The organism is Microseira sp. BLCC-F43, from assembly GCF_041929235.1.
Classification (GTDB): Bacteria; Cyanobacteriota; Cyanobacteriia; order Cyanobacteriales; family Aerosakkonemataceae; genus Microseira.
This window is the reverse complement of the sequence record NZ_JBHFNP010000115.1, coordinates 58,195-82,249: the sequence shown is the minus strand read 5'-3', so window position 1 is coordinate 82,249 and position 24,055 is coordinate 58,195. Positions and strand designations below refer to the sequence as shown.

Below are 24,055 nucleotides of genomic sequence, written 5' to 3'. Positions count from 1 at the left end.
TTTCTTCTTGGCGTTCTTGGCGTCTACTCTGCGGGAAGCCGCTACCCTTGTCTATGGCGGTTCATTTAAAAAAGGGGTTATAAAATTGCAAAAGAGGGTAACGGTGCGTTACGCTGTCGCTAACGCACCCTACAATCTAACAAATACCTAAAAAACAAATTAGTTATTAGTCATTAATCGTTAGCTGATGCCTCTTCAACTAATAACTAACAACTAACAACTAATGAAAGAGAAGAGTTGGGTTAAGTTTCTAGTGGGTATAAGAGATGAAGTGCAGCACGTCGCGCAGAACGCTATAGCCACCCATATCCCACAGCAAATAGGCGAGGAAGCCAATCATAGCGAGACGACCATTCCACAGTTCTGCTTGGGGATTGAAGCCAAACAAGAAAGCGTTGCGGTCTTTACCGTTGTAGGCTAGAGCAACAGGAGGTAGATTGGTGGTGCTGCGGGTTTCAGGAGTTTGCATAATTTCCAAACCTCGATTTACATTACTTAACGTTTGATACTTTGATAGTAGCTACCCTCCTCAACAGCGATGTCTGTCTATAGGTACATAAAGCAAGCTATCTAAAGGTTGATCTCAAAATTCCCATTTTCACTAAAAAACTCTATCTCTAGAAAGTGAGCAAATAGCTAGAAAATAAATCAATTATTCCAACTTTATATAAACTCGCTTCTCAATCCTGCTCTTGAAGCAAAGTTCAGACTTGGGAGAGATGTTTTTAACCCTCATATCCAGCCATTCTAACCCAAGGGGGGTGAATTTTTCCCCAATTACGGCGTAGGGACACGGCAAAAATAAATAGTTGTCAAAACTATTCTTTATTGTTGATGCCGTGTCCCTACTGTCGGGGTGTATTCTATAAATCTCAAAAAGAAGACAAAATGAGGGAATTTCTATGATTGACATAGGATTTTGGCTGTTGCAGGTTCCCGTGCCAGATCCGGTGGTTCCCGTGCCTGTCGCAGCAGCGGAAGCAATTTCTTCGGTGCGGTTTTTTGAAGCCTTGATTGCTGGGATAGTGCTGGCTTTTGCGTTCCAATTGTTACTAACTAACCTTTCTGTGGCTGCTGGAATTTCCTATTTGGGACGCAAATCAGATGATGATTCCGACTCGGATCGTCATGATTCTGGTAGCTTTGGCGGTACGATTAACAAAGTTAGCAAAACTGTGGGAATTTGGACTTTAGTCACCGTCACGCTTTCCTTATTCCTGGCTTGTTTTTTAGCAGTAAATCTCAGCTTGCTCACCTTTGATGTCGGTTTGGGCGCTATTCTAGGTTTGGTGATCTGGGGTGCATATTTCTCGCTGCTAGTTTGGGCGAGTTCGACAACTGTAGGATCGTTAATTGGTTCGATTGTCAATACCGCTACTAGCGGGTTTCAAGCGCTTGTAGGCACCGCGACGGCGGCGTTGGGTGCGAAAGCAGCAAGCAATCAAGTCGTTGCTACCGCCGAAGCCGCCGCCGCCGCAGTTGGTCGGCAAATTGGTAGCGCCATCGATCCGGTTAATATCCGCCATTCCCTGGAAGATTATCTGGAAACTCTGCGCCCTGCGGATTTAGATGTAAAATCAATCCGGCGCGAATTTGAATCCTTGCTGGCGTCGCCAGATTTGAAATCTATTTCTCCAGAAAACCTCAAAAACATTAATCGCGATACGTTTGTAGATTTGGTGACCAAAAACACCAATCTTTCCAAACGCGACGCCAACCGGATTGTAGACCAACTCGAAGGCGCTTGGAAACAAGCCACGAATCGCCTACCCCAGCGGGATGTGATGGGGGAATTGGTGGATTATCTCAAATCTGCATCAGCTAAAGAGTTAAAATCCCCCGAATTAAGCGGGAAACTCGACCAATTAATTGCAGAAATGCGCGCTGCTAAGCAAGCAAATCAAGAACAAACCGAAAAAGCTCCCGGTTTGTTCGGTCAAGCACGCCAAATGGCGATGAGTGCGATTACCGGCGCACTAATGGGAAGAACAGATCTGTCGGATTTAGATATCCAATCAATCTTAAATCGATTGCAAGAGGTTAAAGATCGAGTAGCTGGTGGTGCAAAGCAACTAACTGGTCAACCACAACCTGCCAATACGATTCGATTGGATATGGAAAACTATCTAATGAATGCCTATCCCTGGCAATTAAACCGGGAAGCAGTCAGGCAGGAATTTAGAGATGTAATCTACGATGCGGAAGCAGATCCGATTGAAGTGCGCCGCCAATTGGAGCAAATTAAGCGGGCAGATTTCTTCAATATCCTGCAAGAAAAAGGTCTGCTTACCCAAGAAGAAATTAACCAAATTGCCGACCGCTTGGAATCAGTGCGGTTAGAGGTTTTAAACTCGGTTATTGCGGCAGAAGAACGGGAAAAAATCTTCGACCTCCGCAGGCGAGTGGAAAATTATCTTCGTTATACACCTAAAGAACAACTCAATACTTCCGGTATTCTGAGCAATTTCAAACCGCTGCTGGAAGATACCCAGGGGAGTTACGAACAGTTGCAGGTTCGCTTCGCTCAATTAGACCGCGCTACTTTGCTGCAAATGCTCTATCAGCGCGCAGATATAACTCCTACAGAAGCTGACGCGATTGTCAACGATTTGGAAAGAACCCGCGATCTCGTGGCGTCCGAAGCGAAAGGTCTGCAAGATCGCGCCAAAGCTGAAGCGGAAGCGCTGTGGTTGAATTTAGAGTCGTACTTGCGGAATACGGGGAAAGAAGAACTCAACCCCGATGCGATTAAGCGGGATCTGCGGACCCTGCTGGATAACCCAGGCGCTGGTATGTATTTGATCCGTGCCCGTTTGTCTCGCTTTGACCGGGATACTTTGGTGAAACTGCTGTCCCAGCGTCAAGACTTGAGCGAAGATCAGGTGAATCGGATTGTCGATCAAGTTCAAGAGTCTTGGAGTAGCGTTGTCCACGCGCCGCAAGTTGTAGCGGATAAAGCGAAGGAACAATACGACAACGTTACCAATGCGATCGCCGACTACCTCCGCAATACCGGCAAAGACGAACTCAACCCCGAAGGTATCAAACGCGACTTCGCTCGACTCTTCGACAACCCCAAAGAAGGCGCGAGCGCTCTCCGCCGTCGCTTGTCTCAAATAGATCGCGATACCCTCGTAAAATTACTGAGTCAGCGGCAAGACTTAAGCGAAGACCAAGTCAATCAAATTATCGACCAAGTACAAGATTCGATTAGCAACATCGTCAAAGCGCCTCGCCGCCTCGCGAAGCGGACGCAAGCCCAAGTGCAAGATTTCCAAGCAACTTTGGCAGAATACCTGCGGAATACGGGCAAAGATGCCCTTAACCCCGAAGGTATCAAACGCGACTTGCAATTGTTGCTCCACGATCCGCGGGTGGGAATGGAAAGTTTAGGCGATCGCCTCGCGCAGATCGACCGCGACACGATGATAAAATTGCTATCTCAGCGTCCGGATATATCTGAGGCAGAAGCTACGCGCATTGTGGATCAAGTTTTAGCAGTGCGCGATCAATTTGTGGAACAAGTGCGAACCATCCAACGTCGCATACAAGATGTAATCGATGGGATTTTTGCCCGCATCCGCAACTACCTTAACTCCTTGGATCGTCCCGAACTCAACTATGATGGCATCAAGCGCGATGTCCGCCGGGTGTTTGAAGACCGGCAAGCAGGTTTCGATGCTTTACGCCATCGTCTGGGCGAGTTCAATCGCGACACCCTGGTAGCGCTTTTAAGTTCCCGCGAGGATATCTCCGAAGCCGATGCTAACCGCATTATCGACCAAATTGAATCAGCACGTAACAACGTCCTGCAACGCGCAGAACGGATTCAACAGGAAGCACAGCGACGTGTGGAAGAAGTCAAGCGACAAGCAGCTAAACAAGCTGAAGAAACCCGCAAAGCCGCCGAAACCGCCGCTTGGTGGTTATTTGGCACCGCGCTGCTGTCGGCTATAGCTGCTGCACTTGCGGGTGCGATCGCTGTCGCCACCTAGTCTTTAAAGTTGTTCTCCGCTAACCTGAAAGCCAAGCCTCTCAATCTTGGGAGGCTTTTTTATCGCTTACCCAGAAACCGGGTTTCTTTAAGAAACCCGGTTTTTTTTATCGCCGATGTGAATTCCGTTTGTTGCTGTGGGAAAAATAATCTGGGAGATGAGCGAGGGTTTTTTCTTCCCCATCCTCCCCTTCCCCACCTTTCTTGCGTAATCGGAGGTAAAAGAAGTGAATCTACTACTAACTCAAGTTGCTAGTTAACGCAAATTGCTAGTTATAAACAAGCGCGTTGCAAGCTTGCTAATTGCTAATATAGGATTGTTACCAATCTCGCCATTAGCCTCGTGACCACGGCAGAGCCTGGGAACGCCATTAGCCGCTCCCAGAGAGATAACTAGCAACTTGAGTTAGTTACATCGAGCCAAAGAAACCTGGTTTCTCTGAAAAATCGTCTATGAATAAACCGGGTTTCTGACTGCTGACGGCAAAAGCCTGTTAATCCAATTCCCAATTCCCAATTCCCAATTCCCAATTCCCGCTGTCACAACCTATTACCTAGCAACTTGATTTATTAGATTTATGGTGTCTCAATTATGAATTACACCGACTTGGACCAGTTTTTAGACCATTGTTACGAAGAATTAGAGAAAAAGCAATTTTATTTAAAAGCAGAATTCGGCATAGGATACTGCGAAAAATATGAGATTGACTGGGAGCGAGGAATTTTAAAATTCAAAGAAAACTCAACTGTTAAATTAATGGCGAAAATTACGCCACTAGGTTCTTATTCAACAACCAATTCAACCTGGATGTGGGCGTGGGAATATCCTTTTATCCCCGATACACTCAAACAGAAAGCCGAGCAACTTAAACAATTGGGCAGCATTACGGGATTGAAAATATTTGAAAACAAAATTTTCCCAGCCGCATCAGAAACCGTCTGGGAAATCGCTGCAATGGCATGTCACCACCTCAAATCAATGGGCTGTTATCGTGCAGCGGCTGGAGGGGTTTGGGTTTTCGCTACTATTGATGAGATAGAAACTGTAGAAAGTAGGCTGGGTTGAGGCACGAAACCCAGCACCCATTTGCTACCAAGTTGCAATTAAATATAACGTTGCTAAAACCCAATGAAAGCGCAACTAGGATTATAGCGGATTGTGACTTGATAGAATACACTTTATTTTCCATAAGTTAATAGCCCTTGTCTTGCGGGCTGAGTTTGTGTAGCGGCACCCTTAAGGGTGCCGCTACACTTGCCTTGCGCCACAAGGGTGACAAACTGCTATAGACTTCCCGCTGATCTTGCTGCTGATAATGTTCGATAGATTGCTGAGAAGAGTAGAATTTGCTGCGGTTTTGGAACAGAATGAAACTGGCAATAACAACGAGAAAATAACCAAACCCTCGCTGAAGTTGCCTAGGGTTAACAAACTGAGATAAATAAGCGCCCCCCACGGTTCCCAAACTAGCGGCTACTGTAAAAGAAGCGATTAAATTCCAGTTCAACTGCACCTGTCCCAGATATCCTAAAATAGCTGCTACAGAATTCAAAGCAATAATTACCAGTGACGTGCCAACTGCTTGTTTTATCGGTGTATTTCCCAATAAAACAAGTGCAGGCACAATGGCAAATCCTCCGCCTACGCCCACCAATCCCGTCAGCACACCTACGCCTAAACCTTCGCTCATCATCCACAACCAACAATATTTGCAAATCGGTTTGGGATATAAGCTCAAATCAAGTTGATTATTAGCGGTTTTAGCAGCAGGTTTCTGACTTTTGTAAATCATAAACCCAGCCGCTATCATCATCATCACAGCAAATAAAATCATTTGAATTGTGCCAGTAATAAAAGGAAGCGTAGCGATTTTTGCTCCAAAGAAAGCACCTAACATTGTGGCAGCGCCAAAGATAAAGGCTGTTTTTAAATTAACATTGCCGCGCTGCCAGTGGGGAATCACACCGATCAGACTAACAGCACCCACGATCGATAAACTCATGGCAATTGCTGGCTTCGGTGACACCCCCATGACGTAAACTAAAATTGGGACGGCTAAAACCGATCCTCCTCCTCCTATTAATCCCAAACTGATGCCGATACAGGCAGCTAAAACATGACCAACAATCCAGGTAATCATGATGGGTAATGGGAGGAAAATTTAACTAGCAGCAACTAAATTACCGCAACGCTCATTGGCGGGGATTGCTTCCATTATCTTTTTCGGATCTGGTAAGTTGAGTTTTCCCATAAACTCAATAAAGTTGTCGCGACTGCGTCCGACAAAACGAGGATTCCATTGCTTTTCTTCCCCTATTGTCGATACTGTATGACCGCGATAGTCATGAGCGGGATAGACAAGGGTTTCATCGGGTAAAGTAAATAGCCTTTGGGTTACCGAGTCAAACAAAGTTCCCGCATCGCCACTTTGGAAATCGGTGCGACCGCAACCCCGGATGAATAAAGCATCGCCTGTCAATACTCGGTCGCGATTGACGTAATAGGTCATGTGACTATCGGTGTGTCCGGGTGTAGCGATCGCTTCAATTGTAATGCTTACCAATCCCAGATTTTCTCCATCTTTGATCTGCCGATCGGCACAACCAACATCAGCTTTATCTGGCACAATACCTAAGCAACCTGTAGCTTGCCGCAATTTGGCTGTACCTGTAATGTGGTCGGCATGAACGTGTGTTTCTAAACAGTACCGCAGGGTTAATCCTAATTCTTGCAGCAGTTTCAAGTCCCGGTCTACTTGCTCTAGCACTGGGTCAATTAGAATCGCCTCTTTTGTTTCTGCGTCTGCAATTAGATAGGTGTACGTACTCGATTCAGAGTCAAATAATTGACGAAATAACATCTGCTTTTGCTCCTATAAGCGCGTTTGAATAGTAACTCAAGTTGCTACCTGGAGCTAATGGCTAATGGTTAATAGCTAATAGCTAGTGTTAGGAAAAATCCTCCCTTAGCAATTAGCAATTAGCCATTAGCCATTACCAACTTGCATTACTAGCTGTGTGTGGAAATGTATTGTTCCAGGAACTGCTTCATCTGGGGGTTGGCATTACAATCAAAACCCGCCTCGCCTGCTTTCTCAAACACTCGTTCTGCTGTCATACCTCGCCGCGTTGCCAGATTCATGAATGCCATCGCACCGGCGCGCATGGCACTAGCACAGTGAATCAAAGCGGGTTTCGGTAGTGCGTCAATTTGCTCTAAAACTTTATCGGTCAATTCCTCTGTCATCTCGCTGGGTTTGACGGGAATGTTGACGTATTCCAGTCCGGCAGCTTCTGCTAGCTGCTGTTCATCCGGCAAAAATCCCTGTTCGTCGGGCGATCGCAGATTTAACACCGACTTGTAACCCTCTGCCGCTGCTTGTTGCAACTGCTCTGGCGTCACCTGTCCTGCTACGGTAATATCCTCATCGATCTTTTTGACGTTTTCCATTGCTATCTTGGAGATCAACTCTATCTACTATATTACTATCTGGTAATATGGTAGATAAGCTCTCCCTGAAGACGTAATTTTTAGGTTTGTATGTTAAAGGTGTCTGGGCAAGCACTTCTTGCCGTGGCTGAGTATTTCAAAGTTTTGTCGGAAGTGAGTCGGTTGCAAGTGTTGTGCTGTCTCAAGTCTGGAGGGAAAAACGTGACGGAAATTATCGAGGCGACGGGACTGGGACAGGCGAATGTTTCCAAGCATTTGAAGGTGCTGGCGCAAGCAGGGATTGTGACTCGCACGCCACAGGGAACGAGTGTGTTTTACGAAATTACCGATCCAATCGTGTTTCAGTTATGCGAAGTGGTATGCGATCGCTTAGGGATTCGACTCGACGAACAAACTCAACAATTAGAAGAACTGAAAAACCTAAGGGGTTAGTTCATGCCTAGATACTGGAGGATGCCGCGAGCGATCGCCGCCGCCATTTGACTTTGGTAAGCTGGATCGGTCAATCTACGACTCTCCGATGGGGAAGTCACGTAACCCGTTTCCACTAAAACAGCAGGCATCGGGTTATTCCGGAGAACAAAAAATCTAGCGCGGCGCACGCCTCGGTTATTAATATCAAGACTCTGTAAAATGCTGTTGTGGATTGTCCGCGCCAGGACAGCGCCGTTACCAAAATAATAGGTTTCTAATCCATTAACATCAGGGCGATTATCAATCGCATTGGCATGAATGCTGACAAACACATCCGCATCCACCCGCTTTGCGATTACCACTCGTGGCGCTAAATCGACAAAATAATCGCTGTCCCGCGTCATCACGACTTGAATACCCCTTTGTTCCAATATTCGCGCCACCTGTTGGGAAATTGACAAAATAATATCTGCCTCGTGAATTCCTCCAACGCCAATCGCGCCTACATCTTTGCCCCCATGTCCGGGATCTATGACCACGACGGGGCGGGTTTTGGGAACGCGGGGTATTATCCTCTCAACAGGCGGTTCAAAAGCAGGTTGCGGTGGTATGGGTGGGGGTGAGGGGGGCGGGGGTACGGGTATCGGACTGCTAGCGTCGGGATTGGAAACCAAATCGGCGGGTGGGGGACTAATAACCGCGCCCATGGGTTGGGGAGTTGGTAATTGTACTGTCCAAGTAGTCGGTGAAATGCCGACGACTTTGACTTGTTGGGGGTCTAGGGAGTAACCTGGAGCCAATTCAATTACAATGCGCGTTGTCCGGTCATCAAACTGTCCCACTCGCACAGAACGAATCACTTCTCCCACTTCCCGCTTCGCCGTGGGCCATCCTCCTAGCCATGTCCCTGGCAAATCAATTACCAAACGAGTCGGATTGAACAGCAGTTGTGCCTTGGGTTGAATCCCTTGGTCGGTTCTAAAGACCAGCCTGCCAGCATTGGCATCAAAGCGCCAAAACCGTAAATTAGCTGCTTCTACCGGAGAAGATAGTAAAAAAAAGCCTAAAAGACCGGGTAAGAGCTGATGTAATTTCAAAATAATGTCTCCAATCCCGCGCGCGGTATAACGAGTTACTAGACACCAGCAAATGGCAAATCCAGATTATACATCGAAATTAGTTGGTGCGAACGCTCAACTCCTCAGATGGGGGCAGTGGGAACGCCAAACCCTATTATCGTAGTGGAAGTGCTTTTAAGTGCAAGCAGAAACATCTTGAAATGGATTCAGGAACATCAATTGACTCAACTGCAACGGCTAGTAATCTCACCGTCACAATTGCACGGGCAACAAATTGAACTAACGCCCCAACAACAGCATTATTTAAGCCGAGTGTTGCGGTTACAAGCAGGCGCAAGCTTTATCGCCATGAACGGACAAGGACAATGGTGGCTGGCTATTTTGGAGGGCGCTCAAGCTCAAATTTTACAACCAATTTCCGTCCAAACCGAGTTACCCGTCACTGTCTCGCTGATGGTAGCACTACCCAAAAATGGATTTGATGAAATTGTCCGTCAAGCGACAGAATTGGGGGTGACAAATTTGATACCTGTAGTCAGCGATCGCACCCTACTTCACCCCAGTCCCCAAAAACTAGAACGCTGGCGCAAAATTGCCATAGAAGCCGCCGAACAATCAGAACGCGTCATCGTTCCCGAAATTCTCGACCCCATTCCTTTTTCTGGCGCATTATCATCAGAAAAAAACTATCGTTATATCTGCGAAGCACGCGGGGACTTTCCCCATTTACTCACTTGCTTGCAGGATACAGTAAAAATAGCGAATCAATCCCCCCAAACCACGATTACAATTGCCACAGGCCCAGAAGGCGGATGGACACCCGCAGAAATCGAGCAAGCTTGCGCCGCCGGAATTCAACCCGTTTCCCTGGGAAAACGCATCCTCCGCGCCCTCACCGCCCCCATAGTCGCTTTATCTTTGATATCAGCTGCTTTTGAACAAGAGCAGGTGAGCAGGTGAGCAGACGAGCACAGGAGCAGCAAGAAAACTAATGACCAATTAGCAATTAGCAATTAGCAATTAGCAATTACCAATTACCCATGATAGAAAAAGTTGCCGCCGCGTTTGAACGTAAAGACTATCGGGAAGCCGCCCAATTGCTCAAACAGTTGCTGAAAACTTCCCCCAACAACCCTTCGGTACAATTTTATACCGCACGCCTGCACGAAGTAACCGGAAAGTTGGCAGCAGCAGAAAAAGTGTATCGCCAACTGCTGCGCGATTCTACCAACCCCAAAATCGTTACTGCTGCACGTCAAGGATTGCAGCGAGTGGAAACAACCAAAAAAGAACAGCGAAAAAATGCGATCGCTCAAGCCAAAGCCGAGCCAGGCAGTACGGAAATAGGCGTGTTAATTTTAGAACCTGTACCGCCAGAAGCCAAAACCGCAGCTGCCCAAAACTTTGCCCGGATTATGAATATCGATCCCTACACCGCGCGCCTGCTGCTGCAAAGTCGCGGTTGGCGTTTATACCGCACGGGTGCGATTGGGGAACTGAAATTTTTCGGTCAACAGTTGCGGGAAGCTAAGATACCTTGTTTTTGGGTGGCGATTGGGGAAATTCAAAAAATCAATGTTTTTCGCGTCAGCTATTTCCAGACAGCTTTTCCCCAGCCTACCGTTATTTGCACCGATGAGAGCGATCGCATCGGTTCCTTAACCTTTAATTGGTCGGAAGTCAGCCACCGGGTAGACGGACTTCTACCCATCTTTGAGGAAGTCGTAGACCTCGATTACCGCAAAAAACTGCAACGCAAAGTCCAAACCCAAGACTACGCCCAATTTTGCGACCTGCACCTACCCAGCAGGCGCTCTATTTTACGGCTTTACGATAGCGGTTACCAGTTTCAGAATGGAATTCACCTGACTCCCGAACCCGATAAAGATACCATCCGCAGAAACTGGAACCGCTTGCTGGAATTCCTCAATCATCAACTACCAAATACAAAAGTTTGGTCTGATTTTACCCCTTTTGCCGAAACAGCTTTAGATCAGACCGAACTTCTAGACCGGATTAAATCCCACATGCACCTGTTTCGCCGCACTGAAAGCCACTGGGACCCTGCTTTTCAGTTGTACAGCGGGCTGGTTTTTCTTAAGAATCTACCTGTTCCTGGTAATGGGTAATTTCCCATTGCAGATTTCCACTTGCAGATTTTAGATTGGAATTCCATCTAACCAATTGCAGATTTCAAATTGCCGATTTTAGATTGGAATTCCATTCACAATCCACGCATCCAAAATCCAAAATCTCAAATCTCAAATTCTATTTTGTTTTCATCTGACGAGCCATTTCCAGGAACGAATTCATATTCGCACCCGGACGACGACGCCCGTTTGTACTTGTCAGCGTCAGCAAATAGTCGGGAGCAAAAGTTTTGATCGCCTGGGGTTGAGCTTGTCCGTTAGCAGCGGCTGCGGGTGCGGCGGGTTTAGCCGGTGCGGCTGCGGGTGCGGCTGCGGGTGCGGCTGTGGCTGTTTCCAAGGCTTTAGCCGGTTTGGATTTGGCTGCTGACTTGGTAGCTTTTGCCGGTTCAGCCGCAGGTGCGGGTGCGGCTGCTGTCTCGACTTTTACGGCTGACTCTGCCGGTTGCTTGCCATTTTCTGACGTTGACGCCTTTGATTCGTCTAATTCCATGTAAAAGCCATTGCTCCCTTTACGAGCTTTAGGCGCGTCTTTGGAATCATTTTTTTTGAGAAAACCGAACATTATAACTTCTCCTGGGATATCTCTGTCGCTCGCCCAAATTGCGGATTGTTAGTGCCATCAGGTTTAATTATAAGTTTATGGGGCGTTCTTGCAAGATAATTTGACCTTTCTTAACAAAATTTAAAAAGGCAGCGATACCTGCTAGCTCTTAAACGATTCGGGAAAGATCGAGCAACGCTTCCTTTGCATACCTTTACAAACCTCTAAGAATTTTCCCAGAAGGTAAAAGCTAGTCGGTAGGTAATCGTTACTACTGACAGAAAATCTCAATGCCGGGAAAAGTAAGAATAAGTACCTACGACCCACGACCCACGACCGCTTCCAGGCACCGTGTTAAAATAATGATAAGTACAGAATTCCGACCGAATTACCGGAATAATTGAAAACAGGGTTCAAGCGGCCAAAAGCGATCGCAAGGGACACCTGGTGGAAAATAATTGTTTCATGCAAGCCCTGGTATATCCCATGACCCAGTCTCCGACACAAACGATTTCACCTTCAAAGCTGTCCAAGGTAGAAGGAATAAAAGAACGCAGTAATTATTTGCGGGAACCCGTGGCGACGGAGCTATTAGAGGATACAACCCACTTTAGCGAAGATGCCGTTCAGATTTTGAAATTTCACGGGTCTTACCAGCAAGATAACCGGGACAACCGAGTCAAAGGGCAGGAAAAAGACTATCAGTTCATGCTGCGTACCCGCAGTCCGGGGGGATACATTCCGCCGCAACTTTATTTAGCGCTGGACAAGCTAGCTTCCGAATACGGGAATCACACGCTGAGAGCAACCACCCGACAAGGGTTTCAGCTGCACGGTATTTTAAAGCAGAATTTAAAGAGCGCGATCGCATCGATAGTTCGCAACATGGGTTCGACCTTGGGTGCTTGCGGCGACCTCAACCGCAACGTCATGGCACCCCCAGCACCGTTCAAAAACCGCCCAGAATACGAATATGCCTGGGAATACGCCAACAACGTCGCCGACTTGCTAACACCGCAAACGGGTGCATATTACGAAATTTGGCTAGATGGGGAAAAAGCAATCTCAGCCGAAGAAAACCCCGAAGTCAAAGCCGCAAGACAGGGCAACGGCAACGGTACAATTATCAACGATAAACAAGAACCGATATACGGCGATCGCTACATGCCCCGGAAATTTAAGTGCAGCGTCACCGTACCGGGGGATAATTCCGTTGATTTGTTTTCCCAAGACCTCAGCTTAGTCGTCATTACCGATGCTCGAGGAGAGTTGCTGGGATTTAACGTTTTCGCTGGGGGTGGTTTAGGACGCACCCACAACCAAGAAGAAACCTTTCCTCGCCTTGCGGATGAGATTGGATATGTAGAAAAAGCAGATGTCTACGACTTAGTTAAAGCGATTGTAGCGACCCAGAGAGATTATGGCGATCGCTTCAATCGGCGACACGCCAGGATGAAATATTTGCTAGAAGATTGGGGCGTTGATAAATTCCGCACCACCGTAGAAGGTTATTTTGGCAAAAAACTGCAACCATTAAAACCCTTGCCAGAGTGGAAATATGAAGATTTCTTGGGATGGCAAGAACAGGGAGATGGTAAACTTTTCCTGGGTATTTCGATTGAAAACGGGCGGATTAAAGATGACGGTTCCTTCCAGCTGAAAACCGCCCTGCGCGAAATCGTAGAACGGTTTAATTTAACCATGCGACTCACACCGCACCAAAACCTAATTTTCTGCGACATCCAACCGGAACAGCGGCAAGAAATCCAAAATATTTTAACCCGCTGCGGCATCAAGATGGAAACAGAAATTGACCCGCTTCTGCGTTATTCAATGGCTTGCCCAGCATTACCCACCTGCGGCTTAGCCATCACCGAATCAGAACGGGCAATGCCCGGAATTTTAGCGCGAATTCGGGCGCTATTGGTCAAAGTTGGCTTAGAAAACTCACACTTTATCGTGCGGATGACCGGATGCCCAAATGGCTGCGCGCGTCCTTACTTGGCAGAAATAGGATTGGTGGGTAAAGCGCCTAATTCCTATCAGCTTTGGCTGGGAGCAGATCCGCATCAAACGCGGCTAGCAGAAGTTTACACCGAGAAGCTAGCTCATCAGGATTTGGAGACGACCCTAGAACCATTATTTGTTTATTTCAAGCAAGAACGAAAACTGCAACCAGAACCAGAAAGTTTTGGGGATTTTTGTCATCGAGTTGGGTTCGACGCACTGCGCCAGTTTGCCGCATCCTACGAACCTGAATTAGGTGAAGCAGAAGTAACCAACGGTCAAGTTACAAAGGATGCAACGATTGAATCAATAGCAGTTCCCGGTAAAGTTCGGCGTCGCATTAGCGTGCGCGATGATGTTTATCAACGGCTGAAAGAAGCCGCAGTCCGCGAAGGCAAGCCACTGATTCAGCTAGCAACTGAAGCGATAGAAGCCTACTTAAAGGCAAATTCGGACGCTTAATTTTGAGCGGTGAGGTCAAGTTTGGTAGGCTCGTTTTTGTAGAGGTAGGGGCACGGCATCGCTCAATCTCTGTCACAAGTCAAAGTGTAGTTGATGCCGTGCCCCATTTTTGTAGAGGTAGGGGCAAGGCATCGAACAATGTCTTTCACAAATCAAAGTGTAGTTGATGCCGTGCCCCATTTTTGTAGAGGTAGGGGCAAGGCATCGAACAATGTCTTTCACAAATCAAAGTGTAGTTGATGCCGTGCCCCATTTTTGTAGAGGTAGGGGCAAGGCATCGAACAATCTGTTTGACAAGTCAAAGTGCCCCATTTTTGTAGAGGTAGGGGCACGGCATCGAACAATGTCTGTCATAAGTCAAAGTGTAGTTGATGCCGTGCCCCCACCGTGTATTTGAGCCAACTGAGTTTTTGAGATTTTTAACAGCAGATAAAAGCAGATAGATATTGTTAATTTTTACCTTCTGCCCCAACAAGCCCCTCTGAGGCGTTGGATTTTGCAGTTATAATTTCATCGGAAAAACGCGGAAAAACCGCATCAACCTTTTACTCTTTTATCGCTTCAACTGGTGCTGCCTAAAACTTTAACCCTCCACGAGCATCACCTTTGTAACTCGACCGTTTTTCCACCAGGGAATACTGTGAATTATCCCATAGATGCGCGCGCCCTAAAGCTTTTGTCCGAGTTGATTTGGCGGTTATATTGGCCTAGTCATGCACCCTTGATGTTAATAAATTTATTCGTGAGTTCTGCCATCGGGCATAATTGCCCAGCGTAAGTCGGTGTTGCGGAGGTTAGTATGATTGAGGTTGGCTTCAATCATGATCGCCTCTGTTAAGTTAGCGCCACTGAGGTTAGACCAGCCGAGTTTCGCTCTGAACAAGTTAGCACCGCGCAAATCTGCACCGCGCAAACTCGACCAACTCATGTTCGCTCCTCGCAAATTGGCTTTACTCAAACAAGCGCCACTCAAGTTAGTACCGCTGATTTTTGCCCGACTCAGATCGGCTCCACTCAAATTAGCATTTTCCAAAATAGCGCCGTGAAGAATGGCATTCGTGAGATTGGCTTCTTCTAAAATCGCCCCAATCAAAACGGCGTTTGTTAGGTTAGCTCCCTCCAGAATGGCGCCGCTCAAGATAGCCTTTGTCAGGTTGGCTCGACACAGGGGTACATCAATCATTTTGGCTCTGCTTAAATTAGCTTCGCGCAGGTTCGCTTCGCTCAGGTTCGCATCGCTCAGGTTCGCTCCCATCAGGGTACACTTGACTAAGCTAGCCCCTCGCAGGCTAGCTTCCCGCAGGTTGGCGGCTATCAGGTTCGCTTCGCTCAGGTTAGCAGTAATGAGATTAGCCTCGCTCAGGTTCGCTCGCAGGTTGGCTCCCCGCAGGTTGGCTTCCCGCAGGTTAGCGCCTACTAACGAGGCGCCGATTAAATTCGCTTCGCTTAAATCGGCGCCGCGCATGTTAATCTCGCTCAAATCAGCACCGATTAAAGAAACTCCATGCAGCTTGATTTCCCGAAAATCCCTCTCTCCGGCAGCATATCGCGTCAACAGTTCGTTGGCATCCATCTAGATAGCCTCACAGTTCCTTCAGATTAGTTTGTCTGGTTATGGTTTCCATTACTTACTTTCTCATCCACAGAAATCGCACCTGGGTTAGTTGCTCATATCAAACAACAGTGCATCATTCTGAGAAAATGAAAAATGGCACTCTGCTCGTTATAGTGCCGTGAAAACCAAGGGTAGCTTGTTGGAGGTCTACCTATTACTAAAGATGCCCAGAAAACGGCTTTTCCCATCCTGTATGGGGTTGTGTTGCAGTTGCGCCATCGGTGTTGCCATAGCGATCCCTACCAAACTAGGGTAGAGCGTGCTGGGTTAGTTCTGAGTTCTCAGATCTAAATTCTGAATCTAACTCAAAACTCAAAATGCAAAATGATTAATTCTCTAAGAAGGGTTAAAAATGTCGGACAATCTTAGAAGTTCTGTTGTTACTCAAGGGGTGCAGCGATCGCCTAACCGCGCCATGCTGCGCGCGGTTGGTTTTACCGACTCTGATTTCACCAAACCGATTGTCGGTGTTGCCAACAGCTATAGTACGATCACCCCATGCAATATGGGAATTAACACCCTGGCAGCGCGGGCAGAAACAGGACTTCGCAACGCGGGAGCCATGCCCCAAATCTTCGGTACGATTACCATCAGCGATGGCATCTCGATGGGAACCGAAGGGATGAAATATTCCCTAGTATCGCGGGAAGTAATTGCCGATTCGATCGAAACCGCTTGTAAAGGTCAAAGCATGGACGGTGTTTTGGCGATTGGCGGGTGCGATAAAAATATGCCAGGGGCGATGATCGCGATCGCCCGCATGAATATCCCTGCTATTTTCGTCTATGGCGGTACAATCAAACCCGGTCACTACAACGGACGCGATTTAACCGTCGTCAGCGCGTTTGAAGCCGTAGGACAATATAGCGCTGGCAAAATCGACGAAACCGAACTGATCGAAGTCGAACGTCGTGCTTGTCCCGGTGCTGGTTCCTGCGGCGGCATGTTTACTGCCAATACCATGTCAAGTGCGTTTGAAGCATTGGGCATGAGCTTGCCTTATTCTTCCACAATGGCAGCCGAAGATGAAGAAAAAGCCGAAAGCACCGAACTATCTGGAAAGATTTTAGTCGAGGCAATTCGCAACCAAATTCTGCCCCGTCAAATTATTACCCGCAAATCAATCGAAAATGCCATCTCCGTGATTATGGCAGTCGGTGGCTCCACCAACGCCGTATTGCACTTTTTAGCGATCGCTCGCGCCGCTGGTGTCGAATTAACCTTAGACGACTTTGAAACCATCCGCGCCCGCGTACCCGTTTTGTGCGATTTAAAACCATCTGGTAGGTACGTAGCAACAGACTTGCACAAAGCAGGCGGCATTCCCCAAGTAATGAAAATGCTGTTAAAGCATAATTTGCTACACGGAGATGCCCAGACTATTACGGGTCAAACCATCGCCGAAGTACTAGCCAACGTGCCGGATGAACCACCCGCAGACCAAGATGTTATCCGTCCTTGGAACAATCCCATGTATTCCCAAGGACACTTAGCAATCTTGAAAGGAAACTTGGCAACGGAAGGGGCTGTAGCAAAAATTACCGGGATTAAAAAGCCACAAATTACCGGCGCTGCGAGAGTCTATGAATCGGAGGAATCGTGCCTAGAAGCGATTCTAGCGGGGAAAATTCAGGCGGGAGAAGTAATTGTCGTTCGCTACGAAGGCCCGAAAGGTGGCCCAGGAATGCGGGAAATGCTCGCACCGACATCAGCAATTATCGGTGCAGGACTGGGAGACTCGGTAGGATTAATTACCGATGGACGCTTTTCTGGCGGGACATACGGAATGGTTGTGGGACATGTGGCACCAGAAGCGGCGGTGGGAGGAGCGATCGCGCTAGTGCAAGAAGGCGATAGGATTACCATCGATGCCAACCAACGTTTGTTGCACCTGCAAGTCAGCGATGAGGAATTAGAACGGCGTCGCGCTGCATGGCAACCTCCCAAACCGCGCTATACAACAGGTGTACTGGCGAAATATGCCAAATTGGTATCCTCGAGCAGTATCGGTGCCGTGACGGATTTGGATTTGTTTTAATTAACCGCCAAGACGCCATAGACAAGGGTAGCGACTTCCCGTAGGGTAGAACGCCAAGGAAGAGAAGAGAGTTGAAGGACGCATCAGACGCGGAGACAATGTTCAGACAGGGACTGAAAATCTCTTCAAATTTCTTCTCTCTGTGTCCTCTGCGTCCTCTGCGGTTAATTAAATAACTATTCATTCCCAGGGAAAGGAGTAGGATTGCTATAGCAGGCGGAACGACTCTAGAAAGCGTTGAATGCTTTGTGTTTGAGGAGCAATTGCCACGACTAAAAACAGTCGCTGCTGCACCAGATAGACTCGTCCCTTGCCGGAGAAACCTTCAGTGGAGGTGAATTCAAATTCTCTGCCTGGGTTGCCATCGAGGATAATGTTTTGCGATCGCGTCAAGTTAGCATTACCCCCCTTAGCAAACGCATCCGGCGTACCATCGAGGAGTTCTTTAACTTGCTCTGGCGTAGCTTTAGCAACTTCAGGCACATCATAGTAAGTTACTAGGTATGCACTGTCTGGATTTTGGAGTTCGACGGTAAACGAGTGGGCGGTTAAACCATCTTCATCGGTTTCTGTCTCCTGCTTGGGAGTACCGGGCATCGAGACAGCGAACTTCCCCTCGGAAGAAGAAAACTCGTTCCAGCTAGTTTGAGCAACTAATGTAGACGAGGGGGAGAAAGTATTGTGTACCAACGTAACTTGGTAGGTGGGTAAGGGTTGACGTAGTGAGGGGTTTGCTGCTAAGGCTGTAGTTGCTAGGGAAAAAGGGGTGGCTATAGCAGCGGCGGCGCAGAATTTTAAGTACACGTTCGAGTTGCTCCCAGAGATTGATCGCGTTTCCTCAGAGGATACAATAGCGGAAAACCCAAATTCCCATTCCTTTAAAAAAACTCCTGTTTCGACCATCCCAGACCTGTGATATTGAATACTATGAAAATAGCGATCGGTTCCTCCCCCAGTTATTGGTTGCAAGAGCATCCGGCAGTATTCCGGTTCATTCAGATACTGATATGGATGAGCGATCATCCGATTATCAGCGTGGTGATAGTATTGTTTGCGATCGCGCTGATTTGGCAGCTGATTAAATTGCTGGGTTACTTAATCGAAATCGGCGTGCGAAGTCTGATGCAAGCGCCGATAAAATTACTTCATTTCTTATTGGGTATTGGCGCTAAATCCCTGAATGCAGTTGGAGATTTAGCCTTAAAACCATTAGCAGGAAATAAAAAGACGGTTCCCGCCTTACCACCGGCAAGTTCTCAACCAGTTCTGCCGGATAAAAAGCAAAGATTGGCAGAAATTTCCAGTCGTTTAGAGGTGCTGCAAAAAGAGCAGAACGAGTTATTGCAAGAAGTTGCAGCAATAATGGCTTCAGATAAAATCAATCTAGAAGTATGAACAAACTATGAAGACAGAATTGAAAGACTGGCTAACTCTCAAAAACTGATGGCAAGTCTGGGTTTATTAGGGGAGATTTAATCAAATTGTTCTGGCTTATTTTCTCGCAGCCATGACACTAAAAAATCAAAAACTTCAAGAGCTTGTGCTACTTTCTTTTCCAAAGTAATTGAGATGATAAATTTTAGATTTTCTTCTACCGTGGCTGACTCTAAAACCTTGACTTTTTCGGGGAATTGCTCTCTAAATGCTTGAAAATATCTTGTTTGAGGCTCAACCAGTTTTTCATACCTTTCAAATTTCTTTCTAATTCTTTCTTCATGCCTTCCTTTTTCCCGTCCTCTTTTTAACGCTCTTTCCCAACGTTGCTCGCGAGTCGTTAAAAAAAAGACATAGATATCCGGGAATGCAATTCTATCTAGAATAATCTGTTCCCGAAAAAAATTTTCACTAGATTCAAGGTCAGTCCAACCTTCATCAAAGTATATCCAATTGAACCAGAGAGGCTGAAACAAGTCCCCATCAAAAATAATCCAATCGAAATTGTCTAATTGGCGCATTCCCATTTCCCATCGGGCAACCTGTCGGTTTAGATACCAATTTTCTGGCTCATTTTTGGGACGCGCAAACAGCAGATTTACTTCTGGTACGACAAAAGCTTTATAGCGATTTGCCATTATTTGTGATGTAGTTGATTTGCCAACCGCAGGCGCACCTTCAAAACAGATAATCATTTTTTGATAACAACCTTACGTCCTACCTGGCGACTGAAATCAGGTGAGTAGTTTTCTGGATTTGAGCTTCTCTGGGAACGCTGCATCTGACGCTGTAGCGTTTTGATGCCAGCGCGAGTATGTTTTTACTTTATCCGCAAAAGGGAGCAATCCGGCTTTGTTGTCGCCTACGAAAGCAATATTGGAAATATTAATATCTAGCCCAATAATTCCATCAGAAACATAATTTTTGATATTGCAGGTATGCTTCTGACTTTATCACCAGTCTCATTCTTGCCATTGCTTCGTTAAGACAAGCATTGTATAGTTGTTGCGCTGCTTGAAAACGAGACAATCGTTCTCTGTGCTGCTTGCTGTCTACAATCAGTGGAATTTCTGCGATCGATTATCAGGTCTAGTTCTAGCCAATTACTATCACCTCGTGCTAGGTTGCTTTTTAACTATAAACTACTCGTTTAAATATCTAGCCAATTTTAATTTAATTTGATTAATATTTACCGAAGATAAATCTGCCCGCGTCGGGTTAGAGCCTCGCAATGAATTGACGAGGCTACCACGCTCCCCTAATTTTCGGGTGTGGGATTGCTGCCAAGTCGTCAGAATTGCTTTTTCCCAAAGCTAAGCTTACGAAATTGCACCGCGAGACAGAGTAGAAAACAAGAGCAATCATCCTACAAATCAGTTCCATGAACCTACCCAACACAAGTCAAATTCACGTTAGACACAGGGGTACTGCGATAGTTGAAACCAACGCAGGCATTCTGATTGTTCAAGAAAGTAATGGTGTGTATAGCTTACCTGGTGGTGGGGTACACCAAGGCGAATCAACTGAAGCAGCGACAATTCGAGAACTTAGAGAAGAAACGGGTTTAGAAGCAGTTTGGGCGCAATTTCTCTTCGATCATATGGGTAGAGTACACTCCGTTGACTATCGGCAGCGTCAAAATCAACACGCTGTATTCTTAATCGAAGCAATTGGCAGTCCTCAACCCAATGATGGCATCGTTGCCATCCGATTTTATCGACCCGGTGACGATGTAATAATGGGTCAATCAGCAGGGCAAATTATTGAGAAATACTTGAGATTAAAGCATCGGTTAGTCAAGTATTCTACCAACACAGTTTCGACGGGTAACGAGAAACCGGGTTGCTGAGTCCAGCACCACCTGGATTAGACGGTGCGTTACGAAGAAAGCTAACGCACCCTACCCATTTAAGATTCTATCCTTGGTTGATTTTCTGATTCGTGACTCTGCCACTTTTCAATCAACGCTAAAATTTGGGAGAGGATTTTTTGTTCCGCCAAAATAGCCTCTTTCAACTGACGTATCTGTTCGGCATTGGGTGGACGGTGAACCAAGTCATCTACAAAATCCGCCAAGACAGACGTTCTCTTTGGTCGTCCCAATGCACTCTCTGTTGCCAGCTTTTCGTTTCTCTCCACAGCAGCTTTGGATTCAGCCGATATCCTCTTAAGATTCTCGCTGGACCTTTTCATCGTTTCAAACAAACTATTTAAACTATCGCTAGAGTTCATCTAAATCTTCCTTCTGCCTACTTTTGTTTTCTAGTTTCTCGACTCGTTTCTTAAGTTCCTCAAGTTGTCTTTCTACAGTGTCTTGTCGTTTTTTTACATCATCCACACTTTCATTAACATCGTCAACCCAATTCTCTACTACCTTCGCCGCCTCGTCCAACGACAGCTTTCGATTTTTATCTTGCGTCAACTGTAACCTCCTTGATCGGGGAGTCCACGAACGGGTCATTTTTTATAAAAATATAGTATATTTTGAGAAGTTACTCAAATGGGAATTCTGGGGGAAGCGGCAAAACTTGCTTGAGTTGGTTGATGACATCAGCCATGCGTAGTAGCCTCGGCATGTAATTGGGTCGTTTTTCAAAGTTGGCTCCCCAGTTGATATCGATGGTGCTTTCCTTAATTCCGGCAACTTTCGCTAGTTCTCTAACGCAAGCTGCCCTGTACCCCCGCTCCCCCGGATGCTTGCCTTGGTGAACGGGAACCCACCGCCGACAGTACTCTTCTGGCTCCAAAAGCAGTCTCCTCATACTCTCTCTGTTTTGATACTGCCGGGTTTTGAGCCTAATGGTTTATAAATATATGGCTGGAGCTTGGTTCTAAAACTATTTTTATATGAGTATTTGGTTCGCTTGCTTACAGCGGGTTGCGACTTGGTTAAATACACCGGTTGTAGGGGCGGGTTTAACGAGATATCTCGTGGTTCGACCAATTGATTGGTAAAACCCGCCCCTACTGTATTCCATCATGTCGCAACCCGCTATATCTTCCTCTGCGTTCTCTGCGCCTCTGCGGTTCAATAAAAAAAGCCGCCTCCACCAGGGAAGCGGCTCTTGTAGCACAGGCATCTTGCCTGTGAGAGGGCAGGCTCCAATGCCCACCCCACAAGAAACAGAGAATATTAGTAATCGAAGTCGCCGCCGCCCATACCAGCGCCAGCACCAGCAGGAGCGCCTTCCTTGGGTTCGGGCTTGTCAACGACGATACATTCGGTGGTCAGCACCATACCGGCGATGGAAGCAGCATTTTGCAGCGCGGAACGAGTCACCTTGGCGGGGTCAACAATTCCGGCTTCAAACATATTGACAAACTCGCCTTTTGCTGCATCGTAGCCGATGTCAAATGCCTTTTCTTTGACGCGCTCGGCAATTACTGCACCGTTTTGTCCGGCGTTTTCAGCAATCCGCTTCAGGGGAGCAGCCAGGGCGCGGGCTACGATCAAAGCGCCTGTCAACTCTTCATTCTTGAGGTTGGCATTCGCCCATTCTTCGACTTGAGGAGATAGGTGAGCCAGGGTAGTACCGCCACCAGGAACAATCCCTTCTTCTACTGCTGCTTTGGTAGCGTTAATCGCATCTTCCAGGCGCAGTTTCTTGTCCTTCATTTCGGTTTCGGTAGCAGCACCCACTTTAACGACTGCTACGCCACCAGCCAATTTAGCCAAACGCTCTTGCAGTTTTTCCTTATCGTAGGAAGAGTCGCTTTCTTCCATTTGACGGCGAATTTGTTCGCAACGAGCTTGGACAGCCTTTTCGTTACCTTCGGCGACGATCGTGGTACTGTCCTTGGTAATCGTGATGCGACGGGCTTTGCCCAGCATATCCAACTTGGTGGTTTCCAAGCGCAAGCCAGCGTCTTCGGTGATTAATTGACCGCCAGTCAGAACGGCAATATCTTCCAGCATGGCCTTGCGGCGATCGCCAAAACCAGGAGCCTTAACCGCAGTAACATTCAGCACGCCCCGCAGCTTGTTGACTACCAAGGTAGCCAAAGCTTCTTTCTCAATATCTTCGGCGATAATCAGCAAGGGACGACCAGAACGAGCGACTTGCTCTAGTACTGGTACTAAATCTTGCACTAAGGCAATCTTCTTATCGGTCAACAGAATGAAAGGTTCGTCGAGAACTGCTTCCATCCGTTCGGCATCGGTGGCGAAGTAAGGCGAGATGTAGCCTTTATCAAAGCGCATCCCTTCGGTGATTTCCAGTTCGGTGGTCATCGACTTCCCTTCTTCCAGGGAGATGACGCCTTCTTTGCCCACCTTATCCATTGCTTCGGCGATCATGTTGCCGACTTCTTCGTCGTTACCGGCAGAAATCGTACCGACTTGAGCAATAGCTTTGGTTTCTTCTACTTGACGGGCATGTTCGGCGATTTTTTCGACCAGGAAGTGGGTAGCTTTGTCAATACCGCGCTTGAGGGAGATCGCATTTGCACCAGCGGCAACGTTCCGCAGACCTTCTTTTACCATTGCGTGGGCGAGAACGGTAGCAGTTGTAGTACCGTCGCCAGCAGCGTCGTTGGTTTTAGAAGCGGCTTGACGAATCAGGGCAACGCCGGTATTTTCTATGTGGTCTTCGAGTTCGATTTCCTTGGCGATGGTGACACCATCATTGACGATTTGAGGAGCGCCGAATTTCTTTTCTAGCACGACGTTGCGGCCTTTGGGACCCAAAGTCACTGCAACTGCTTCTGCCAGAATATCAATCCCTTTTTCCAGGGCGCGACGAGCGTTTTCGTTGTAGATGATGCGCTTAGCCATAGTTTTCGACGATTTTGATAATTGGTGATTGGTAATTGGTAATTGCTAATTGCTAACTGCTAATTGCCTTGTTCTTGCCATTAGCCATTAGCCATT

The 24,055-nt window shown here is 47.1% G+C and carries 22 protein-coding genes; 9 read left to right on the top strand and 13 right to left on the bottom strand.

What is annotated here, in order from left to right; genetic code table 11:
• Positions 1-250 precede the first annotated feature (250 nt).
• The gene (locus tag ACE1CM_RS16980) at positions 251-469 is read right to left on the bottom strand and encodes a chlorophyll a/b-binding protein (RefSeq protein ID WP_374878688.1); all 219 of its coding nucleotides are present in this window, start codon (positions 467-469) and stop codon (positions 251-253) included.
• Positions 470-902: 433 nt separating this feature from the next.
• Between ACE1CM_RS16980 and ACE1CM_RS16975 the strand changes: the two genes are divergently transcribed.
• Together ACE1CM_RS16975 and ACE1CM_RS16970 are read left to right on the top strand one after the other, a co-directional pair.
• Complete coding sequence (locus tag ACE1CM_RS16975) at positions 903-3,995, top strand: MFS transporter (RefSeq protein ID WP_374878687.1); 3,093 nt, start codon at positions 903-905, stop codon at positions 3,993-3,995.
• A gap of 591 nt (positions 3,996-4,586) precedes the next feature.
• A complete protein-coding gene (locus tag ACE1CM_RS16970; RefSeq protein WP_374878686.1) occupies positions 4,587-5,060 on the top strand; it encodes a DUF6882 domain-containing protein in 474 nt (157 codons plus the stop codon).
• Between the two features lie 127 nt (positions 5,061-5,187).
• Here the strand turns inward: ACE1CM_RS16970 and ACE1CM_RS16965 are convergent, their stop codons facing one another.
• The 3 genes from ACE1CM_RS16965 to ACE1CM_RS16955 all read right to left on the bottom strand — a co-directional run bounded on the left by ACE1CM_RS16965 (position 5,188) and on the right by ACE1CM_RS16955 (position 7,445).
• A complete protein-coding gene (locus ACE1CM_RS16965) occupies positions 5,188-6,135 on the bottom strand; it encodes a sulfite exporter TauE/SafE family protein (RefSeq protein WP_374878685.1) in 948 nt (315 codons plus the stop codon).
• A gap of 21 nt (positions 6,136-6,156) precedes the next feature.
• Complete coding sequence (locus ACE1CM_RS16960) at positions 6,157-6,855, bottom strand: MBL fold metallo-hydrolase (protein ID WP_374878684.1); 699 nt, start codon at positions 6,853-6,855, stop codon at positions 6,157-6,159.
• A 149-nt stretch (positions 6,856-7,004) separates the two neighbouring features.
• On the bottom strand, positions 7,005-7,445 hold the full coding sequence (locus ACE1CM_RS16955; protein WP_374878683.1) for a beta-lactamase hydrolase domain-containing protein: 441 nt from the start codon (positions 7,443-7,445) through the stop codon (positions 7,005-7,007).
• Between the two features lie 90 nt (positions 7,446-7,535).
• Between ACE1CM_RS16955 and ACE1CM_RS16950 the strand changes: the two genes are divergently transcribed.
• The gene (locus ACE1CM_RS16950; RefSeq protein ID WP_374878682.1) at positions 7,536-7,877 is read left to right on the top strand and encodes an ArsR/SmtB family transcription factor; all 342 of its coding nucleotides are present in this window, start codon (positions 7,536-7,538) and stop codon (positions 7,875-7,877) included.
• On the opposite strand, the gene ACE1CM_RS16945 is transcribed toward ACE1CM_RS16950, so the two are convergent.
• Complete coding sequence (locus ACE1CM_RS16945; RefSeq protein WP_374878681.1) at positions 7,874-8,956, bottom strand: N-acetylmuramoyl-L-alanine amidase; 1,083 nt, start codon at positions 8,954-8,956, stop codon at positions 7,874-7,876. The genes ACE1CM_RS16950 and ACE1CM_RS16945 overlap by 4 nt on opposite strands.
• A 201-nt stretch (positions 8,957-9,157) precedes the next feature.
• On the opposite strand from ACE1CM_RS16945, the gene ACE1CM_RS16940 reads away from it, so the two are divergent.
• Together ACE1CM_RS16940 and ACE1CM_RS16935 are read left to right on the top strand one after the other, a co-directional pair.
• The gene (locus ACE1CM_RS16940; protein ID WP_374878704.1) at positions 9,158-9,898 is read left to right on the top strand and encodes a 16S rRNA (uracil(1498)-N(3))-methyltransferase; all 741 of its coding nucleotides are present in this window, start codon (positions 9,158-9,160) and stop codon (positions 9,896-9,898) included.
• An 80-nt stretch (positions 9,899-9,978) separates the two neighbouring features.
• The gene (locus ACE1CM_RS16935; RefSeq protein ID WP_374878680.1) at positions 9,979-11,067 is read left to right on the top strand and encodes a tol-pal system YbgF family protein; all 1,089 of its coding nucleotides are present in this window, start codon (positions 9,979-9,981) and stop codon (positions 11,065-11,067) included.
• A gap of 139 nt (positions 11,068-11,206) precedes the next feature.
• Here ACE1CM_RS16935 and ACE1CM_RS16930 read toward each other — a convergent pair whose 3' ends face one another.
• Positions 11,207-11,650, bottom strand: coding sequence for a hypothetical protein (locus ACE1CM_RS16930; RefSeq protein ID WP_374878679.1), 444 nt, complete (start codon positions 11,648-11,650; stop codon positions 11,207-11,209).
• Between the two features lie 465 nt (positions 11,651-12,115).
• Between ACE1CM_RS16930 and sir the strand changes: the two genes are divergently transcribed.
• Positions 12,116-14,098 carry a sulfite reductase, ferredoxin dependent gene (gene sir, locus ACE1CM_RS16925; protein ID WP_374878703.1) on the top strand — a complete coding sequence of 661 codons (1,983 nt, stop codon included), beginning with the start codon at positions 12,116-12,118 and terminating at the stop codon, positions 14,096-14,098.
• Between the two features lie 736 nt (positions 14,099-14,834).
• Here sir and ACE1CM_RS16920 read toward each other — a convergent pair.
• Positions 14,835-15,671, bottom strand: coding sequence for a pentapeptide repeat-containing protein (locus tag ACE1CM_RS16920; RefSeq protein ID WP_374878678.1), 837 nt, complete (start codon positions 15,669-15,671; stop codon positions 14,835-14,837).
• Between the two features lie 394 nt (positions 15,672-16,065).
• Here ACE1CM_RS16920 and ilvD point away from each other — a divergent pair, with 394 nt between their 5' ends.
• Entirely contained in the window at positions 16,066-17,751 is a 1,686-nt protein-coding gene (gene ilvD, locus ACE1CM_RS16915; protein WP_374878677.1) for a dihydroxy-acid dehydratase, read from the top strand.
• Positions 17,752-17,958: 207 nt separating this feature from the next.
• Here the strand turns inward: ilvD and ACE1CM_RS16910 are convergent, their stop codons facing one another.
• Positions 17,959-18,654 carry a hypothetical protein gene (locus ACE1CM_RS16910; RefSeq protein ID WP_374878676.1) on the bottom strand — a complete coding sequence of 232 codons (696 nt, stop codon included), beginning with the start codon at positions 18,652-18,654 and terminating at the stop codon, positions 17,959-17,961.
• A 24-nt stretch (positions 18,655-18,678) separates the two neighbouring features.
• Here ACE1CM_RS16910 and ACE1CM_RS16905 point away from each other — a divergent pair, with 24 nt between their 5' ends.
• Positions 18,679-19,146: a hypothetical protein gene (locus tag ACE1CM_RS16905; protein WP_374878675.1), complete on the top strand. Its 468-nt coding sequence runs from the start codon at positions 18,679-18,681 to the stop codon at positions 19,144-19,146.
• 77 nt (positions 19,147-19,223) lie between these two features.
• Here ACE1CM_RS16905 and ACE1CM_RS16900 read toward each other — a convergent pair whose 3' ends face one another.
• Entirely contained in the window at positions 19,224-19,880 is a 657-nt protein-coding gene (locus ACE1CM_RS16900) for a hypothetical protein (RefSeq protein ID WP_374878674.1), read from the bottom strand.
• 686 nt (positions 19,881-20,566) lie between these two features.
• Here ACE1CM_RS16900 and ACE1CM_RS16895 point away from each other — a divergent pair.
• The gene (locus ACE1CM_RS16895) at positions 20,567-21,034 is read left to right on the top strand and encodes an NUDIX domain-containing protein (protein ID WP_374878673.1); all 468 of its coding nucleotides are present in this window, start codon (positions 20,567-20,569) and stop codon (positions 21,032-21,034) included.
• A 59-nt stretch (positions 21,035-21,093) separates the two neighbouring features.
• Here the strand turns inward: ACE1CM_RS16895 and ACE1CM_RS16890 are convergent, their stop codons facing one another.
• The 4 genes from ACE1CM_RS16890 to groL all read right to left on the bottom strand — a co-directional run bounded on the left by ACE1CM_RS16890 (position 21,094) and on the right by groL (position 23,959).
• On the bottom strand, positions 21,094-21,378 hold the full coding sequence (locus tag ACE1CM_RS16890) for a hypothetical protein (RefSeq protein WP_374878672.1): 285 nt from the start codon (positions 21,376-21,378) through the stop codon (positions 21,094-21,096).
• A 28-nt stretch (positions 21,379-21,406) separates the two neighbouring features.
• Positions 21,407-21,607, bottom strand: coding sequence for a hypothetical protein (locus ACE1CM_RS16885; RefSeq protein ID WP_374878671.1), 201 nt, complete (start codon positions 21,605-21,607; stop codon positions 21,407-21,409).
• A 70-nt stretch (positions 21,608-21,677) separates the two neighbouring features.
• Complete coding sequence (locus ACE1CM_RS16880) at positions 21,678-21,947, bottom strand: hypothetical protein (RefSeq protein WP_374878670.1); 270 nt, start codon at positions 21,945-21,947, stop codon at positions 21,678-21,680.
• Between the two features lie 371 nt (positions 21,948-22,318).
• The gene (gene groL / locus ACE1CM_RS16875; RefSeq protein ID WP_374878669.1) at positions 22,319-23,959 is read right to left on the bottom strand and encodes a chaperonin GroEL; all 1,641 of its coding nucleotides are present in this window, start codon (positions 23,957-23,959) and stop codon (positions 22,319-22,321) included.
• Positions 23,960-24,055: the final 96 nt, after the last annotated feature.